This is a genomic window from Bittarella massiliensis (ex Durand et al. 2017) (assembly GCF_009876955.1).
Taxonomy (GTDB): Bacteria; Bacillota; Clostridia; order Oscillospirales; family Ruminococcaceae; genus Bittarella; species Bittarella massiliensis.
The window spans coordinates 122832-138996 of the sequence record NZ_WWVY01000002.1 but is presented as its reverse complement, the minus strand read 5'-3'; the positions used below and the strand labels follow the sequence as shown (position 1 = coordinate 138996).

Below are 16165 nucleotides of genomic sequence, written 5' to 3'. Positions count from 1 at the left end.
TTGGGGCAGCCATCATCTGCTCCGGGGCCGGCAGTGTCTTTTGTTCCCTCTGCCATCCAGACCGTTATCACCCGCCCCACCAGCAGCGTCTTTTGGTCCCCCAACCGATGTGCCGGTCTCAGGAGAGGGGAGATTTTTCCTCCCGATATGTCAGTTGCAAAGGGAAAAAAGGGGAGTTTTGCCTGTTTGTCCACCCTGGCTTCCATGTGCCTTTCTCTTAAATATCCAATGCCAGACGAGATTCCGCTGCTATCCGGGCGACCATCACCCACCCCAGAGCGAGCAGCGTCTTTCCCTCCCCCAGTCGGTGCCGGTCACGGGGGATTGAGGAGGACCCTCCCTTCAATACCGTCAGTTGTGGAATAGAAAAAGGGGAGCTTTGCCTGTCTATTCGCACCGGCTTTCATGTGTGTTTACCCTTTCAAGGGCGCAGAGCCAGGCGGTAGTGGTTCTCTGCCATCTAAGCCGCTATCACTCGCTTCGGGGTCAGCAGCGTCTTTCGCTTCTCTAGCCGACGTGCCAGTCGCGGGAGGGGAGAGAAATTTTTTCCTCCCGATATATCCAGTTGCAAAAGGAAAGAAAGGGGAGCTTTGTCTGCCCGGCCACTTCGACCTCTATTGTGTTTCCCTCTTTAAAAGCCCAGCAGCCAGCCGATGCTGGTTCTCCGCTTCCCGGGCGACCATCACCCGCCCCGAGGCAAGCAGTGTCTTTCCCTCCCCCAGCCGATATGCCTGTCGCGGGAGGGGAGAGGATTTCCCCGCATTCAATCTGCCAGTCGCAAGAAGGGACAAAAAGCGCCCCCTCTGCCCAGCGCGCCGGTCACAGAACACAAGAAAAGAGGCCCTCCCTACCCAAAATCTACCCATTCGCAGGCAGAGAGAAAGAAAAAATGCCTTCCACCCACCTCAACTCCCCCCTGTGTTCCCCTTTTAAAGCACCAGGGCCAGGTGATATTCCCCCACCACCTGGGCGGCGTTCTCCGCCACCGGGGCGGTGCCGTCGGTGCGCAGGACCGGGCAGGGCAGGGTGGCCGCCCACGCCTCGTGCACCCGCAGGCAGGGGGAACCGTCGCTGTCGTAGCGGGCCACGTTGTCGAGGAAGCGCTGGTGCTCTTCAAACATGTCGCCCCCGGGCAGGATGCGCGCCCCAAAGAGGGCCAGTTCCCGCCGGTGGGCCCGCTCCACCCGCACCGGGGCCGGGGCGGTGTTGAGCACCGCCAGGTCAAACAGGGGCACAAAGGGCTGGTTGTAGCTGTCCATCGAGCCCGAAATCACAAAGTGGGGGTGCTGGGAGAGGTCGCCCATCAGCAGGGCGATCCGCTCCTCCCGCGGGCGGGTGCGGGTGAAGGGCACCTCGGTGTCCCACCGCCAGAGGTAGTCGTCCAAGTCAAAGTGCGCAAACCCCAGTTGGGCGGCCACCGCCCGGCCCAGGGTGGTGGTCCCCGAACCGGGGGAGCCGAATACGATGATGCCCCTCGCCATCTGCCTCTCCTCCTCATTTCCGGGCCGCCTGGGGCGGCCGGTGCTGTTTTCAGTATAGCACATCCGCCGCCCCGGTCATAGACTGGCCGGAAAGGAGGGGACCATTCATGCAACCCGTAACAGACGACATCCACTACACCGAGGGGTTTGCCGACCCGTCCCCCTGGCCCGACCTGGAAATTGGCGCCCCCAACAGCCGCTGGGCGTCCCTCCTGGCAGAGGACTACGCCGGGGCCGATGGAGAGTTGACCGCCTCGCTGCAATATATCTATCACCACGCCGCCGCCAAGGACTGCCCCGACATCTCCCGCGCACTGGAGAAAATTTCTATTGTCGAGATGATGCACATGGAGAAGTTGGCCGGGGCCATCCGCGCCCTGGGGGGCGACCCGACCTACTCCGCCGGGGGCCGTCCCTGGTGCGCCGCGGAGGTGCGGTACGGCGGTAGCCTGGGGGAGTACCTCCACGCCGACCTGGCCGGCGAGTACGCCGCCATCCGGAATTACCGCCGCCACATCGCCCAAATCGGCGACGAGGGCGTCTGAAAACTGCTGGCGCGCATCGTCAAGGACGAGGAGGTGCACCTGTGCATCTTTCGCCAGCTCATCGAGAAGTACGGCCTCTGATCGGGGCGCAAAAAGAGAGGGGGAGGGCCCGCAGGCCTTCCCCCTCTCTTTTGGTGTTCACCCCCCGACAGAGGGTGCAAAGGCTAAATGAATTTGTCCAGCTCCGCCTCCACCTGGGGCATCTTCTTCACCTTGGGGGCGCGGATCGGTTTGCCCCGGGCAATCACCATCGCCACCTCCCGCAGGGCGGTCAGATCCTCCAGCGGGTTTTTCGCGGTGACGATCATGTCGGCGCACTTGCCCGGCTCCAGGGTGCCCAGCCGGTCCCCCAGCCCCGCCAGCTCGGCGTTTTTCTTGGTGGCGGTGGAGAGGGCGAAGGCGTTCGACACCCCGCAGTACTTGTGAAAGTAGTTCACTTCCCGCCACATGTCGTAGTGGGTGATGTAGGGGCAGCCGGTGTCGGTGCCCAGCCCCACCGGGATACCGGCCTTCAGGCAGGCGCGGGCGCACTCCACTATCCCCTCAAAGACCACCGCGCCGTTGTACTGCTCCATCTCCGACACCCCGCTCACCGCCCGGTCGAAGAGGGCGTAGGGCAGCGCGGGGGAGAGGGTCGCGATCTGGCAGGCCCCCCGCTCTTTGAAGAGGGCGAGGATCGCCTCGTCCGGCTTGGCCCCGTGCTCGATGGTGTCCACCCCGTTTTCCAGGGCCACCCGCACCCCCTCGGGGCTCTCCACGTGGGCGGCCACCTTCAGGCCGTGGCGGTGCGCCTCGTCGCAGGCGGCCTTCACGTATTCCGGCGGCATCTTCAACTCTCCCGGCTCGCCCTTCTTCTTGGCGTCCAGCACCCCGCCGGTGATCATCAGCTTGATGATGTCCGGCTTTTCGGCGGCGATTTTTGCCACATAGTCCCGCGCCTCGTCGGCGCTGTGGGCCTCGTAGGCCAGCGACCCGGCCATGTGCCCCCCCGGCACCGAGACCGCCATGTTGGCCGCCAGGATGCGGGGCCCCACGATTTCCCCCGCGTCGATGCGGTCGCGGATGGCGCTGTCGCAGTCCAGCACCCCGCCCATGGTGCGGATGGTGGTCACCCCGCTCATGAGCTGGGTGCGGGCATAGCCCTCGCACATCTTCCGCAGCACCGCCTTCATCAGCCCGTTGCTGGTCATCAGCTTCACCATCTTCACGTTGTCCTGCTGCTTCTTTTTGGGCTTGCCGTTGGCCGGCAGGTGCACGTGCATGTTGATGAGCCCCGGCATCAGGTACTGCCCCGCCAGGTCGATCATTTCATACCCGGCCAGATCGCCCCCCTCCGGCTCGATGGCGGCGATCTTCTCGCCGTCGGTCTTGACCACCAGCCCCGTCCGGGGCTCCATCTCCTCGCTGCCGTCCAGCAGGATACCGCCTGTGTACGCGTATTTCATCTGCCTGTACTCCTCTCTCCTGGGGCGGGACGCTGTGTCCGCCCCTACTCCTCCAAACAGGCCCGCAGCCGGGCCACCAGTTTCGCCTTCTCCTCCGGCGGCAGGAAGGCCGCCTCGGCGCTGTTGATGTTCATCAAAATCAGATCCCGGTCGCAAAAGCCCATCCGGCGGCAGTACTCGTACTCCCGCTTCAAGCTGGTGCCCAGCACCGTCAGGTTGTCGGTGTTCACCGTCACCTTTACCCCCTGGTCGTAGAGCACCTTCAGCGGGTGCCGCCCGTCCTCGGGTAGGTCGTAGGAGATGATGCTGCTCACCGGGCACATCTCCAGCGTCACCCCGCGGGCCTTGACGATTTCCGCCAAATCGGGCCGCTGGGCCACCTGGTAGCCGTGGCCGATGCGGGCGGTGCCGAAGGGCAGGCACTGGGGCACCTCGAATTCCGAGTGGCAGGTGGCCGGTACCCCCAGCTCCCGCGCCAGGTCGAAGAGGTCGGCGTAGTCGGCCAGGTGCTCCTCGTACCCCGCCAGATCGACCCCCACCACCTTGCTGCCCGCGGCGATGAACTCGGCCGCCAGCCGCACCGTCTCCAGGTTTTCATCCCGGTTTACCTCGGCCGGCTCCAATTTTCCCATGGCGCACAGCAAAATGCCCACCGCGATTTCCGGGCAGGCGGCCTCTCCGTCGGCCACCCCCTGCAACACCGCCTCGATGGCGTCGCGCTGGGTCAGCCCCTTTTCCCGGTGGAGCTGGGGGGCGAAGCGCAGTTCGGCGTAGCAGACCCCCTCGCCCGCCAGCCGGGCAATCAGGTCGGCCGTCACCTGGCGCAGGGCGGGGGCGGTCTGCATCACCGCCAGGGGCAGGTCGAACTCCTTGAAATCGGTGCCGTTCTCCCCGGGCTGGATGACCATCCGCCGGGTGACCTCCTCCAGGGTCAGCTCCCCTTCGGGCAGGCCCTGATCCTTGGCTAGTTGCCAGGCAGTGGCCGGCGGGACCGAGCCGTCGATGTGCAGGTGCAGTTCAATTTTGGGAACAGTTTTCAATTCGTCGTCCTCCTTGCGCGGGCGGGGCCCGTCGATTGGTTTGTCTTGGGTTAATGCTACCCCCCTCAGGTGGTTTTGTCAACGAGCCATTTGGAGGGCGTATGCCTTATTTTTCCACTATTTTTGACAAGATTTTCTGAAATTGCTAAACTGACAGCATAGTTTTTTCGCCTTCCGCCCTGTGCGGCAGGCCATTTCCCGCCCGACGGCCCGACCGCGGGCAGGGTCAAAAGAGAATATGTGATTGGGGGAAACAGGACAATGGACGACAAGATCAGCCTCCTCATTGTAGAGGACGAACCCGCAGAGCAGGCGGCTTTTGCGGAGTGTTTGCAGAACGAGTGCCAAATCGAATTGGTGGGCATCACCGGCAGCGAGACAGAGGCCTTGGCCCTGGTGGACAGTTACCGGCCCGACGTGGTGATCCTCGACTTGGAGTTGCAGGAGGGCGACGGCCTGAGCCTGACGCCCGCCCTCACCGACCCGAGCCGGCCCTATTCTCCCTACGTCCTGGTGACCACCCGGACAGAAAACCGCCACACCCTCGATATGCTGCGGGATGCCGGGGTCGGCTTTATCTACGACAAGAATATCGAGCGCTACGGCCCCGACCAGGTGCTGCGCGGCGTCAAGCGGATGGGGAGCTTTCTCAAGGGCCGCCGCCTGGGCCGCTCGGGCGAGGCGGCCGCCGAAAAGGAGGCGGCCAAATTGCGCCGGGAGCGGCTGATCGAGGAGTTGTGCGCCGAGATGGAGGACATGGGCCTCTGCCGCAGGCGGAAGAACTGCCGCTGTCTGGTGTGGGCGGTGTACTACCAGTTGCAGCACAGGGAGCCGCTCTCCCTCGGCAAGGAGCTCTATCCCATGGTGGCGAAAGAGCTGCACTGCGAGCCCGACAATGTGGAGCGCAACATCCGCTCCGCCATCGAAAAGGCGTGGGATGTGAGGAACGAGCGCCTTGACCTGGTTTACGCGCGCTTCCCCCTCTTGGTCAAAAAGAGCGGCAAACTCCCCACCAATAGCGAGCTGATCGAGGCCTTTGTGGTGCGGATGCGGCGCAAGCACGCGCAGTAAAAAAATGCTGTTTGGTGGAGAAAAAATATGCCCTCTGTCATCTGCTGGATGTCTATCCCTCCCACTTGGTAGGGGTATGATAGACGCGAACGATGGCGGCGGGGAAAAGCCATCCACTGGGGGATAAAGCGCACTGTGAATTGTCCCTGTAAACACATGGGGAGAAAGGGGGATGCGGTCACTGCCCGAGAGGGGAGCGCCCAGCCATCGCCAGTGTCCCCTATTTGCCCTCCACAGGCCCTTTTACAGCTTGTTCAGGAGAAACCCTTTGGAGAGGAAAGAGGGGCGATTTCGCCAAAAAGGGGGCCCTACTCGCTCCCCTTCTCGGGCGCGGGTGGCAAAAAGAGGGCAGATGGGAGATATACATCCTGCTATCGCCGATTCCCCCCTATTTGTCCTCCACAGGCCCTTTTACAGCTTGTTCAGGAGAAAAACCTTTGGGGAGGAAAGAGGGGTGATTCCGCCCAAAAGGGGGGGGCCTACTCGCTCTCTTCTCGGACGCGGGTATGGGAAACAGTCTTTCGCGGAGGGGAGGTGTGTCGTCTTCCCCTATCGCTCCCCCTTCCCCCATGGACACGCGGGGGGGGGGAAAACAGCCGACGCTCGGGGGCAGAAGAAAGCCGTGGCAGGGCGAGAGATGAGGCGCGAGCGTTCCGTCTGCCCCTCCCCCTCGCCTCGGTGAGGGGGAGGGCAGAAACGGGGAACGCCCTGTCTGCTGTTCCCCCGGATGGTAGGCAGGGGAAACGCCGCCGACCGTCCCGAGAAAGGGTGTGCCCTGCCGTACCCTCCGGGCGATAGCTGCACAGCCCCCCTCTTTGTGGGGTGTTTGGCCCGCCCATCCATCCCGGCTGTCTACATAGATACGCAGGGCCGCCGGGAAAATACCCGGTATCCGCCCCCTGCATGCTGGCTGGTGCGGATAGGAGGTGGGATATGGGCGCTTTCCCCCGCGGTTTGGGGCTGACGGAGAGGGGGAGCATTGATTCACCAGTTTCAAATTCGCCCTGCGGGGCGCTATAAGAGAGGAAAAACAGGAAACGGAGAGAGGAAACGATGGAAAATAAGACAAGGCTTATGATCGTGGAGGACGAACTGGAGGAGCAAAACGCCTTTGTCGAGTACCTGCGCGGGCAGGAGGAAATCGATTTGGTGGGGATCACCGGCAGCGCCGCCGAGGCGCTCAAGTGGAACGGCCGCTACCGCCCCGACGTGGTGATACTGGATTTGGAATTGGGCGAGGGGGAGGGCTGCGGGCTGGACCTGGCCCCCGCCCTCGCCGCGCCGGAGCAGCCCCACAACCCCTATGTCATAGTGACGACCAAGGTCACCGACAAGAGCACCCAGGCCTACCTGCACAACTATGTCGGCATCATCTACGAGAAGCGGCTGCAAAACTATGGCCCTGAGCAGGTCATCGGCACGGTCAAGCGAATGGGCCGCTTTCTGCGCGGTCGGCGGCTGCGGCAGCAGAGCGGCGGCCCGTCGGTCATGCCCTGCCCGGGGGAGGAAGAATCCTTTGAGGAGCGGCTGCTCGACGAGATTTTCCGCGAGTTGGAGTGCATGGGTCTGCGCCGCGGGCTGATGGCCGCCCAGTGCACGGCCTGGGCCACCCTCTATCACTACCAGTACAAGGGGGACGGCAAGCAGCTCTTTACCAAAGACCTCTATCCAAACGTGGGCAAACAGGTGGGCTGCAAGTGGCACAGTGTGGAGCACAATATCCGCAACGCCATCAAAATTGCCTGGATGCCCGCCAACTTTGAGCAGACCGGCGTTCGCTTTCCCCACCTGGTGAAGGCCAGCGGCGCCATTCCGACAAATGCCCAATTTTTGGATGCGTTTGTCGCCCGGCTGCGAGAGCGGCACTGATTGGGCAGCATTTGGGGGAATTAAAAAAAAGAGCAGAAAAACATATTTTTCAATAGGCTTTAACAGGCACAAGGGGCTGCGGGGAGAATCATCTCTCTCCACAGCCCCTTGTGTTTGTTTGGATGAAAATACTCGTTTCAGGTTATAAAATCCCGTCTGCCGGCCGAGAATCTTTCGACAGAAAGTTCGCCGGTGTATAATTAATAAAAAGTTTACAATCAAGCCATTTCCCGTTTTTTATTTTTTCAGCTTTCATCATGTATCGACACTTGACGACAGAAATGGACGACCAATCTCGAGGTCGGCTCCCTTCTAACCGTGATAGATTGCGCGTGGAGAGTCTCCAAGCGACTACGGAAGAAGGGAGGGCGTGACTGTGAGCTGGTTGGAAGCGTTCTTGGACTGGATCAAATGGTGGAACTAGATTTGCTTTGTGCGACGGAAAAGGGGATGAGGTAATCCCCTTTTTTGTGTACAAGTTCGCTATGATAGGCATGATGTCCTCTAAAATTTTTTGTATAAGGAGAGAAAAATCATGCTGAATATTTTACTGCTAATCAAATTCATAACTATTTTCGCATTGACAAACTTACTCTATTACAGACTCGAAGGAATAATCATTTCAAAACGGAAAAGAGCAGTTGAGACAACTGTTATAGCAGTATCATCTGCCCTGACAATATCTGTAATTGGCAACTTCTCGTTGTCGCCGATGATAGCGTTGGTATTGATTGCAGTCATAAGCGTTTACCATTCCCTTTCCAAACACAAAGCAATTATGAAATCGCTTTTCTGCATCTTTGACATCTACGCAGTTTTGCTGTTCGCAAGTTCTTTACTAGGTGCTATTGTGATGACAGTGATGTTTTTCATCCAATCCGATTATCATAAAGTTTCGGTTGCTGTGTGCACGTCGGTTTTGCAAGTAATTTTGGCTATAGCTGTAGGAAAATCCAACTTTCCCAAAGCTGTGCTGAAGCCATTGTCCAAACGCAAAGAAATTCTTTCTACTGGTATTACTGCAATTCTATTTGCAATGGCTGCCATTGTAAAAGTTGACCACGACCTATTGGCGAAATATGCAGAAGTTATCATAATGGCGTTCTCTATTCTTATTTTGGTGATTGCGACTGTCAGAGTGAGAGAGGTGATAGAGGCAGAGGTGGATAAGGAAGTTAGACGCCGCGAAGCCGTGCACAGGGACCACAAGGAGAAAGATATTCTCCCATCTGTTGCGGTGAGCCTTGTCAAAATGAGAATGGCGCTCGCTGAATACGATGTCGAACTCGCCGAGAGTTTCGCACCCGACGAGGCCGAGGTCTTGCAGTTGGCCAACGAGAAGGCGGAGGAGATCCGTGACCGCATCATCAACGGCTACGAGCCGCCGGACACCGGCATCTCCACCCTCAACAACACCTTGAAAAACCATGCGGCGATGGCAGCCAAAGAGCATGTCCTTTATCGGGTCGTCGTCTTTACGAGGGTCGAGTCCTTGCTTCACTTTATGAAGCTGCGCGAAGTGGTCCGCCTGATTGGCGACCTCTCGAGAAATGCCATCCGCGCGGCGGGCGCTGCTGCCAATGGTCACGGCGCGGTAGAGGTCTATCTCGGTTTCAACGAGTGTGGAGATTACGAAATCTGCGTCTATGACAACGGCCCCGATTTTCCGCCGCACATCTTGGCGGCACTGGGAGAACTCGGCAACACCACCAAGGGCAAAGACCATGGATTTGGATTGGCGGATACCGTCAAGCTTCTCGACGACTACGGTGGAGACTTTGAAGTGGTAAAGTTGGAGGACGACCCCGAGTTTACCAAGTGTGTCCGGGTCACCCTCCCGGAGAAGCGTTCTCAAAAAAAGAACAGGGGTGGAGCAGCCCTGACAACCAAATAGGCGCGTCTCACCACCCGGGCGCACCTCGGCCTAGCGGCCCGCCCTTCGGCAAAAAACCGGGCGGTCACTGACGACGGGGGAAGGGGGCAAGCGACCCCTTCTCCAAAAATGAAAGAGGAAGTGCAATCGATATGAAGACCTACACGGTTAACCAGACGGAAATTTGTATAGAGGGCATCACCCGCACCACCTACGGCCTGACGGGAGAGACAGTGGAAATCAGCGACATTTCCCTTGATCGCGAAAAGGTCGAAGCGTTGGCAGAGCGGTGTAGCCGCCTGGAGGTGAGCGAGTGCCACCTGTATGACATCGTGGAGGATTCTTACGGCTTGCCCCTCTGACAGAAGGGAACGCTCTCTGTGAGAAAACGCGCACAAAGGGCGCAAAAAACAAGCGATTCCCTGCCTTTTATTCGTTTGCAGTGTGCTGATGGGCCCTAACCAGATACCCATTGGCGCAGGCAAAAAGGACCCGAGAAGAGGGGCTCATCCTCCCTCTTCCCGGGTCCTTGCCTTTTGGGGGATAAAGGGGCCGCATCCCTCCTGTACGTCCGCTTTGGCGTTGGCCCTCTGCCCAAGGGCCCTTTGGGTGTAGGCCACACAAAGCCGTCCCTCTCTGCCCCCTCCTTTACAGCAGCCATTTTGTCCGCCATCCCCTGTTGCCGGGCGGCGCAGGGACGCTGCCGTCCAGATGGGGAGGGGGAGGAGTGGGCATATTTGCAAGGTCGTTTCCCGCGCGCCTCTCCGCCCCCTCGCGCCTCGCTGTCCCCGCGCGCCTCTCCGTCCCCGCGCGCCGGAAAGGCAGCGGTGTGCGGCGGCAGGGGGTTCCCCCCCCAAAAAAAAGAGGCCCGGAAAGGGGGGGGGGAATCCCCCCTTCCGGGCCTTTTGTTTTCTCTGTTATCGCACGAACCAGCGGTTGCCGCAGTTTTGGCAGACCGCCTCGGTGTGCACCGTGTTTTTGACCTTTTGGTTGGTCACCGCGGGGATGATGAGGATCAGTCCAAAGGTGCAGATGGCCAGCAAAATCCAGAAAAACCAGCCGATGCACCCCCGGTTCTTGATGGTGGTGTGGTTGACGGCTTGCACGGTGACGTGCTCGCTCCCACAGCGGGGACAGTACACGATGGCTCCCTCCTTCTTCATCGTCCTCCCGGCGGCCCTGCGCCCTCGACCGGGTGCCTTCACACTAGCACAGCGCTGGAAAAAATGCAAGGGCGGCCGCCGCGTTTTCCCCCCTCCGCGAAAATGTTCACAATTTGTACATTGATTTGCCGGCGGTTGTGCGCTATCCTGTTTTTAGCACTCGTATACAAGGAGTGCTAATTTTGCGAGAGGTGATTGAGACCATGGCGAAAAAACAGTTTAAGGCCGAGTCCAAACGGCTCCTCGACTTGATGATCCACTCCATCTACTCCAACCGGGAAATCTTTCTGCGGGAGCTCGTCTCCAACGCGTCCGACGCGATTGACAAGCTGTGCTACCGCAGCCTGACCGACGAGGGGGTCGGCCTATCCCGGGGGGATTTTGAGATCCGCATCACCCCCGACAGGGAGGGGCGCACCCTCACCGTGTCCGACAACGGCGTCGGCATGGACAAAAAGTCCCTGGAGGAAAACCTGGGCACCATCGCCCGCAGCGGCTCGCTGCAGTTCAAGCAGGACATCGCGGGGCAGGAGGGGGCCGACGACACCGACATCATCGGCCAGTTCGGCGTGGGCTTCTACTCGGCCTTTATCGTCAGCGACAAGGTCACCGTCATCTCCCGCGCCTACGGCGAGGAGACCGGCTACAAGTGGCAGTCCTCCGGCGCCGACGGCTACACCATCGCCGAGTGCGAGCGCTCCGCCCCCGGAACCGACGTCATCATGCACCTGAAGCCCGACACCGAGGACGAGCAGTTCGGCGAGTTTTTGGAGGAGTACCGCCTGCGCCAGTTGGTGAAAAAGTACTCCGACTACATCCGCTGGCCCATCAAGATGCTCTGCCACAAGACCCGCCCGGTGGAAAAGCCCGAGGGGGAGGAGGCCGACGACCAGGCCCCGGCCTACGAGAGTTACGAGGAGGACGAGACCCTCAACAGCATGGTCCCCATCTGGCACAAGCCCAAGGGCGAGGTCGGCGAGGAGGACTACGCCGCCTTTTACAAGGAGAAGTTCGGCGACTACCAGGACCCGCTCAAGAGCATCCGCGTCAGCGCCGAGGGGCTGACCGCCTCCTACGAGGCGCTGCTCTTCATCCCCGCCCGCACCCCCTACAACTACTATTCGGCCGACTATGAGAAGGGGCTGCAGCTCTATTCCAGCGGGGTGCTCATCATGGAGAAGTGCGCCGACTTGCTGCCCGAGCACTTCCGCTTTGTGCAGGGGGTGGTGGACAGCCAGGACATCTCGCTGAACATTTCCCGGGAAATGCTGCAACAGGACCGCCAGGTGCGCACCATTGCCCAGAGCTTGGAGAAGAAAATCAAGCGGGAACTGTCCAAGCTGATGGAGGAGGACCGGGAGAAGTACGAGGCCTTCTTCGCCCAGTTCGGCCTGCAACTCAAATACGGGGTGGTGGGCGAGTACGGCGCCCACAAGGACCTGCTGGCCGACCTGCTGCTGTTCTACTCCTCCACCGAGGGCAAGCCGGTCACCCTCAAAGAGTACGTCTCCCGGATGAAGGAGGGGCAGGAGCACATCTACTACGCCTGCGCCGACTCGGTGGAGAAGGCCGCCAACCTGCCCCAGACCGAGTATGTGCGGGACAAGGGGTGGGAGGTGCTCTACCTCACCGACGAGGTGGACGAGTTTGTGATGCAGGTCCTCCACGAGCAGGACGGGCACGAGCTCAAGAGCGTCAGCGACGCCGACACCGTCAGCGAGGAGGAGAAGAAGGCCGCCGAGGAGGAGACCAAGGCCCACGGCGAGCTGCTGGACTTCCTCAAAGAGGCGCTCAAGGACAAGGTCAGCGACGTGCGCATCTCCCCCAAACTGGGCAGCCATCCGGTGAGCCTCACCAGCGAGGGCGGCGTCACCCTGGAGATGGAGAAGTACTTCGCCCAGATGAAGATGGACGAGGCGCCCAAGGCCCAGCGGGTGCTGGAGCTGGGGGCCAGCCACCCCGTCTTTGCCAAGTTGGAGGCGGCCTACAAGGGCGACCGAGAGCGCGCCGAAAAGCTGGCGCTGCTGCTCTACGAGCAGGCCTCCCTGATTGCCGGGTTCCCGGTGGAAAACCCCACCGCCTACACCGATTTGGTCTGTGAACTGCTGTAACTTATAATAGAAGAGAGCCGATTGGCCGGACAGCGCCCACAGGGCCTGCCCGGCCAATTGCTTTTCCGCCGCCTTTGTGTTACCATGGGCCAAAAGAGAAGGGGGCGGGACCTGTGAAGCGGGGCGGTTGTGTGGTGCATTGTGTGCTCCACCCCACAAGGACAGCCCGCAAGGGGGTCCGCAGAGAGGGGAGAGAGGGATGATGGCCGATCATTTTCCCCAGGCGGCCCGAGAGGTGATGGAGGACCGCTTTGGGCGGGACACCGTCCTCTCCCTGGCGACGGTGGGGGAGGGGGGCCCCGCGGTGCGGCTGGTCAACGCCTATTACGAGGACGGGGCCTTTTATGTAATTACCCATGCCCTCTCCGGCAAGGTGCGCCAAATCGAGAGAGACCCCGCCGTTGCCGTCTGCGGCGAGTGGTTCACCGCCCGCGGCAGGGGGGAAAACCTGGGCTGGCTGGGCAGGGAGGAGAATGCGGCGCTGGCCGCCCGGCTGTGCCGTGTCTTTGCGGACTGGTACCAAAACGGGCATCTGGACGAGGGCGACCCCAACAGTTGTATCCTGTGCATCCGGCTGGACAGCGGGGTGCTGATGAGCCACGGGACCCGCTACGACATTGATTTTGCAGCCGCTCGGGCGGCCAAAGAGAGGGGATCGAAGAGATGAAGCGCGCAATGATGCAGGTGTATGTCAAGGGGAGCGACGAGGCCGTGCCCTTTTATCAAAGGGCCTTTGACGCGGAGTTGATCAGCAGCTATCAAAACGGGGACGGCACCTATTACCACTCGGAACTGGCCTTTGAGGGCCAGGTGTTGGCGGTGGCGGAGCGCAATTCCGCCTATGCCATTGCGGGGGAGGAGGCAATCACCGGCAATGTGATGCAGTTTTGCCTCGACTACGGCGAAGGCGGGGAGGAGCGGGTCACAAGGGCCTACGACACCCTGCGGGAGGGGGCGACCCTCCTCATCCCCCTGGGGCCCTGCGAGTACAGCCCCCTGATGGCCGACCTCATCGACCGCTACGGCGTTCGCTGGTGCCTGTTTGTGTAAAAAAAGCCCCCTGCAAAAGAGAGAGCGGGCGGGGACCGAAGCTGCATTCGGTCCCCGCCCGCTCTCCTGCGGTTTTGCCCTATCTTCTGCGGCTCCCCATGCCGACGGCGCCCAACACGGTGACGCCGATGCCGCACAGGGCGGTGCAGATGCCCAGCACAAAGGCCACCACTGAAAGTCCCTTTCTCATTCTTTTTCACCCCCTTGACCGGCCGCCCGACGGGGGGCCAGATTGTACTGATAAAAGGTGTCGAAGGCCCCCATCAAGGGGCCGGAACGGCGGTTGTCGCGGCGCAGGTACCAGTGGGCCAACACCCCCACAAAGAGCAGGGTGCCGACCATGCAGACGATCATGTCCTGCATGGTGTCGCCCACCCCGGTGCTGAGAACAAGCTGCGGGTCAGAGCCGTCGATGCAGCTGACGGTGTACTCGCCGATCTCCCACAGGCCCGCCACCGCCATGCTCACCGCGAAGACGAAAAGACAGCACAGCGGCCCGTCCTTTCGGTCGATTGCCCGCCCGGGCTTGAAAAAGTAGAAGCAGCAGAGGGCGAGAAAGGCGACGAACACCCCCGACAGGGTGTGCATGGCCTTGTCGTAGTAGGGGATGTTGTAGTGGGTGATGGTGATGCCGATGGTGTGGGCCAAAAAGATGAACAGGTAGGCCCAGAAGTTGAGCTGGTGGCAGGTTTTGAGCCGGAAGAGGCGAAAGACGAGGGTGGGCAGCAGGAGCAGCGGCAGCCCCAGCAGCGACTTTTGAAAGAGGTAGCTGTCCCCGTCGCGCAGCAGGTAGGTAAAGGCAAACCCCAGGTGCAGCGCCACGATCGCCGACACAAAGATGCGGTTGACGAGGGCGAAGGTCTGTTCGCGTTTGAGCAAAAAATCCCAACCTTTTCGTGTGAGTTTCGGCCGCCAAGCGGCGGTATTTCCCATCTAGTATAGCAGGGAAAAGGGGAAAATCCACTGGGATTTTGTAAATTTTCCCGGTGGGGGAGGGCGGGAAGGGGAAGGGCGCCTCGAAGGCGCCGCGGGATGCGCGGTTTGGGAAAAGGGGTCGGTGCGGATAGATGAAATGGCAAGCGCATCCGACCTCGATCGTGCCGTCCCCGAGAAAAAGGGCGGGGGGACCTGCCGGTCCGCCCCGCCCGATTGGCTTTGCCTGTCTAGTCGCCGAAGCTGATGCCCAGGGCCCTGGCGGCGGAAATCTCCTCGCAGTCCACCGGCACGGTCTTGAGCTTGCCGGCCACCTCGCTCAGGGGGACCGGCACCACCTTGCCGTCTTGCAGCCCCACCATGTTGCCGTACTTCTTTTCAATGATCAGTCGACCCGCCGCCGCGCCGAAGCGGGTCGAGAGCACCTTGTCGTAGGCGCAGGGGCTGCCGCCGCGCTGGAAGTGGCCGGGGATGGTGACCCGGATCTCCTGCCCGGTGCGCTCTTCCAGTTCCCGCGCCAGCCGGTAGGAGACGGAGGGGTCGCTCATCTGGGCGCGGGCGGCCTTGAACTCCTTCTTCGAGAGCTTGGCCTCCTCCTTGGAGAGGGCGCCCTCGGCCACCGCGAGGATGGAAAAGCGCTTGCCCGCCTGGTTGCGCCGCTCGATGACCTTGGCGATTTTGTCCACGCTGTATGGAATTTCGGGCAGCAAGATGACGTCGGCCCCGCCGGCGATCCCCGCGTAGAGGGTCAGCCAGCCCACCTTGTGGCCCATGACCTCGACGATGAAGACCCGCCCGTGGGAGGTGGCGGTGGTGTGGATGCAGTCGAGCACGTTGGTGGCGATCTCCATGGCGCTGTGAAAGCCAAAGGTCATCTCGGTGCCCCAGAGGTCGTTGTCGATGGTCTTGGGCAGGGTGACCACGTTGAGCCCCTCCTCCGAGAGGAGGTTGGCGCTCTTGTGGGTGCCGTTGCCGCCCAGGATGACCAGGCAGTCCAGCTTCATCTTTTTATAGGTCTCTTTCATGCGGGCGACCTTGTCCACGTCGTTCTCCACCACCCGCATCCGCTTGAAGGGCTGGCGGGAGGTGCCTAGGATGGTGCCCCCCTGCACCAGGATACCCGAGAAGTCGGAGGGTTTCATCAGGTGGTAGTCGCCCTCGATCAGGCCGCGGTAGCCGTCGCGGATGCCGTAGATCTCCACCTCTTCGCCGTACTCCTCGTACAGGGTCTTGGCGACCCCGCGCAGGGCGGCGTTGAGCCCCTGGCAATCCCCGCCAGAGGTGAGCATGCCGATTCGTTTCACGTTCCTTGCCCCTTTCCGTCCGCCCGGCTCTCCCGGCCCGCCGGGCGCAGTTTACTGTAAGTCCAGTATAGGGCAATTTTTCCCAAAAGGCAACGAAAATACCCGGTTGCGGCCGGTCAAAGAGGGGCTTTGTGGGGTTTTCACAAAATCGGGCGGGGGGCTTTGTCGCCGTTTCCCACAGGGGCGGGGCACGGCAGAGAAGGGGCGCGTCATTTTTCTTGCTTGTCTGCCAAAAATATGGTATAACCAGTGTTCAGATGGTGCGCGCAGGCGCGGCAAG

14 protein-coding genes are annotated in these 16165 nt (G+C 61.0%); 8 read left to right on the top strand and 6 right to left on the bottom strand.

The window, feature by feature from the left end:
- Nucleotides 1-929: 929 nt before the first annotated feature.
- Entirely contained in the window at nucleotides 930-1481 is a 552-nt protein-coding gene (locus GT748_RS01730; protein WP_044992485.1) for a shikimate kinase, read from the bottom strand.
- A gap of 107 nt (nucleotides 1482-1588) precedes the next feature.
- On the opposite strand from GT748_RS01730, the gene GT748_RS01725 reads away from it, so the two are divergent.
- Nucleotides 1589-2026 (top strand): ferritin-like domain-containing protein, encoded by a 438-nt coding sequence (locus GT748_RS01725; RefSeq protein ID WP_021659348.1) that lies wholly within the window; start codon nucleotides 1589-1591, stop codon nucleotides 2024-2026.
- A gap of 164 nt (nucleotides 2027-2190) precedes the next feature.
- Here GT748_RS01725 and GT748_RS01720 read toward each other — a convergent pair whose 3' ends face one another.
- Nucleotides 2191-3471, bottom strand: coding sequence for a metal-dependent hydrolase family protein (locus tag GT748_RS01720; protein WP_021659347.1), 1281 nt, complete (start codon nucleotides 3469-3471; stop codon nucleotides 2191-2193).
- A gap of 44 nt (nucleotides 3472-3515) precedes the next feature.
- Complete coding sequence (locus tag GT748_RS01715; RefSeq protein ID WP_021659346.1) at nucleotides 3516-4511, bottom strand: adenosine deaminase family protein; 996 nt, start codon at nucleotides 4509-4511, stop codon at nucleotides 3516-3518.
- A 261-nt stretch (nucleotides 4512-4772) separates the two neighbouring features.
- Between GT748_RS01715 and GT748_RS01710 the strand changes: the two genes are divergently transcribed.
- The 4 genes from GT748_RS01710 (at nucleotide 4773) to GT748_RS01695 (ending at nucleotide 9686) form a co-directional block, all read left to right on the top strand.
- Nucleotides 4773-5582: a sporulation initiation factor Spo0A C-terminal domain-containing protein gene (locus tag GT748_RS01710; protein WP_021659344.1), complete on the top strand. Its 810-nt coding sequence runs from the start codon at nucleotides 4773-4775 to the stop codon at nucleotides 5580-5582.
- 1053 nt (nucleotides 5583-6635) lie between these two features.
- Nucleotides 6636-7451, top strand: a complete 816-nt coding sequence (locus tag GT748_RS01705) for a sporulation initiation factor Spo0A C-terminal domain-containing protein (RefSeq protein WP_021659341.1) — start codon at nucleotides 6636-6638, stop codon at nucleotides 7449-7451.
- Between the two features lie 535 nt (nucleotides 7452-7986).
- Nucleotides 7987-9345: an ATP-binding protein gene (locus GT748_RS01700; RefSeq protein WP_044992478.1), complete on the top strand. Its 1359-nt coding sequence runs from the start codon at nucleotides 7987-7989 to the stop codon at nucleotides 9343-9345.
- A gap of 131 nt (nucleotides 9346-9476) precedes the next feature.
- Complete coding sequence (locus GT748_RS01695) at nucleotides 9477-9686, top strand: DUF6514 family protein (protein ID WP_021659338.1); 210 nt, start codon at nucleotides 9477-9479, stop codon at nucleotides 9684-9686.
- Nucleotides 9687-10241: 555 nt separating this feature from the next.
- On the opposite strand, the gene GT748_RS01690 is transcribed toward GT748_RS01695, so the two are convergent.
- Nucleotides 10242-10487, bottom strand: a complete 246-nt coding sequence (locus GT748_RS01690; protein ID WP_044992476.1) for a hypothetical protein — start codon at nucleotides 10485-10487, stop codon at nucleotides 10242-10244.
- 203 nt (nucleotides 10488-10690) lie between these two features.
- Here GT748_RS01690 and htpG point away from each other — a divergent pair, with 203 nt between their 5' ends.
- From htpG to GT748_RS01675, 3 genes are all read left to right on the top strand, one after another.
- The gene (gene htpG / locus GT748_RS01685) at nucleotides 10691-12598 is read left to right on the top strand and encodes a molecular chaperone HtpG (protein WP_044992474.1); all 1908 of its coding nucleotides are present in this window, start codon (nucleotides 10691-10693) and stop codon (nucleotides 12596-12598) included.
- A gap of 199 nt (nucleotides 12599-12797) precedes the next feature.
- The gene (locus GT748_RS01680) at nucleotides 12798-13265 is read left to right on the top strand and encodes a pyridoxamine 5'-phosphate oxidase family protein (protein WP_021659335.1); all 468 of its coding nucleotides are present in this window, start codon (nucleotides 12798-12800) and stop codon (nucleotides 13263-13265) included.
- A complete protein-coding gene (locus tag GT748_RS01675; protein ID WP_021659334.1) occupies nucleotides 13262-13648 on the top strand; it encodes a VOC family protein in 387 nt (128 codons plus the stop codon). The genes GT748_RS01680 and GT748_RS01675 overlap by 4 nt, the downstream gene beginning before the upstream one ends.
- A 186-nt stretch (nucleotides 13649-13834) precedes the next feature.
- Here GT748_RS01675 and GT748_RS01670 read toward each other — a convergent pair whose 3' ends face one another.
- Both GT748_RS01670 and GT748_RS01665 read right to left on the bottom strand, forming a co-directional pair.
- The gene (locus tag GT748_RS01670) at nucleotides 13835-14527 is read right to left on the bottom strand and encodes a hypothetical protein (protein WP_044992472.1); all 693 of its coding nucleotides are present in this window, start codon (nucleotides 14525-14527) and stop codon (nucleotides 13835-13837) included.
- A 284-nt stretch (nucleotides 14528-14811) separates the two neighbouring features.
- A complete protein-coding gene (locus tag GT748_RS01665) occupies nucleotides 14812-15885 on the bottom strand; it encodes a 6-phosphofructokinase (RefSeq protein ID WP_044992470.1) in 1074 nt (357 codons plus the stop codon).
- Nucleotides 15886-16165 lie beyond the last annotated feature (280 nt).

Bases quoted from the DNA above. Each gene is read 5' to 3' on its own strand.
- GT748_RS01710 (WP_021659344.1), top strand. From the start codon at position 4,773: ATGGACGACAAGATCAGCCTCCTCATTGTAGAGGACGAACCCGCAGAG.
- GT748_RS01705 (WP_021659341.1), top strand. From the start codon at position 6,636: ATGGAAAATAAGACAAGGCTTATGATCGTGGAGGACGAACTGGAGGAG.
- GT748_RS01730 (WP_044992485.1), bottom strand. From the start codon at position 1,481: ATGGCGAGGGGCATCATCGTATTCGGCTCCCCCGGTTCGGGGACCACC.
- GT748_RS01725 (WP_021659348.1), top strand. From the start codon at position 1,589: ATGCAACCCGTAACAGACGACATCCACTACACCGAGGGGTTTGCCGAC.
- GT748_RS01690 (WP_044992476.1), bottom strand. From the start codon at position 10,487: ATGAAGAAGGAGGGAGCCATCGTGTACTGTCCCCGCTGTGGGAGCGAG.
- GT748_RS01720 (WP_021659347.1), bottom strand. From the start codon at position 3,471: ATGAAATACGCGTACACAGGCGGTATCCTGCTGGACGGCAGCGAGGAG.
- GT748_RS01695 (WP_021659338.1), top strand. From the start codon at position 9,477: ATGAAGACCTACACGGTTAACCAGACGGAAATTTGTATAGAGGGCATC.
- GT748_RS01700 (WP_044992478.1), top strand. From the start codon at position 7,987: ATGCTGAATATTTTACTGCTAATCAAATTCATAACTATTTTCGCATTG.
- GT748_RS01680 (WP_021659335.1), top strand. From the start codon at position 12,798: ATGATGGCCGATCATTTTCCCCAGGCGGCCCGAGAGGTGATGGAGGAC.
- GT748_RS01675 (WP_021659334.1), top strand. From the start codon at position 13,262: ATGAAGCGCGCAATGATGCAGGTGTATGTCAAGGGGAGCGACGAGGCC.
- htpG (WP_044992474.1), top strand. From the start codon at position 10,691: ATGGCGAAAAAACAGTTTAAGGCCGAGTCCAAACGGCTCCTCGACTTG.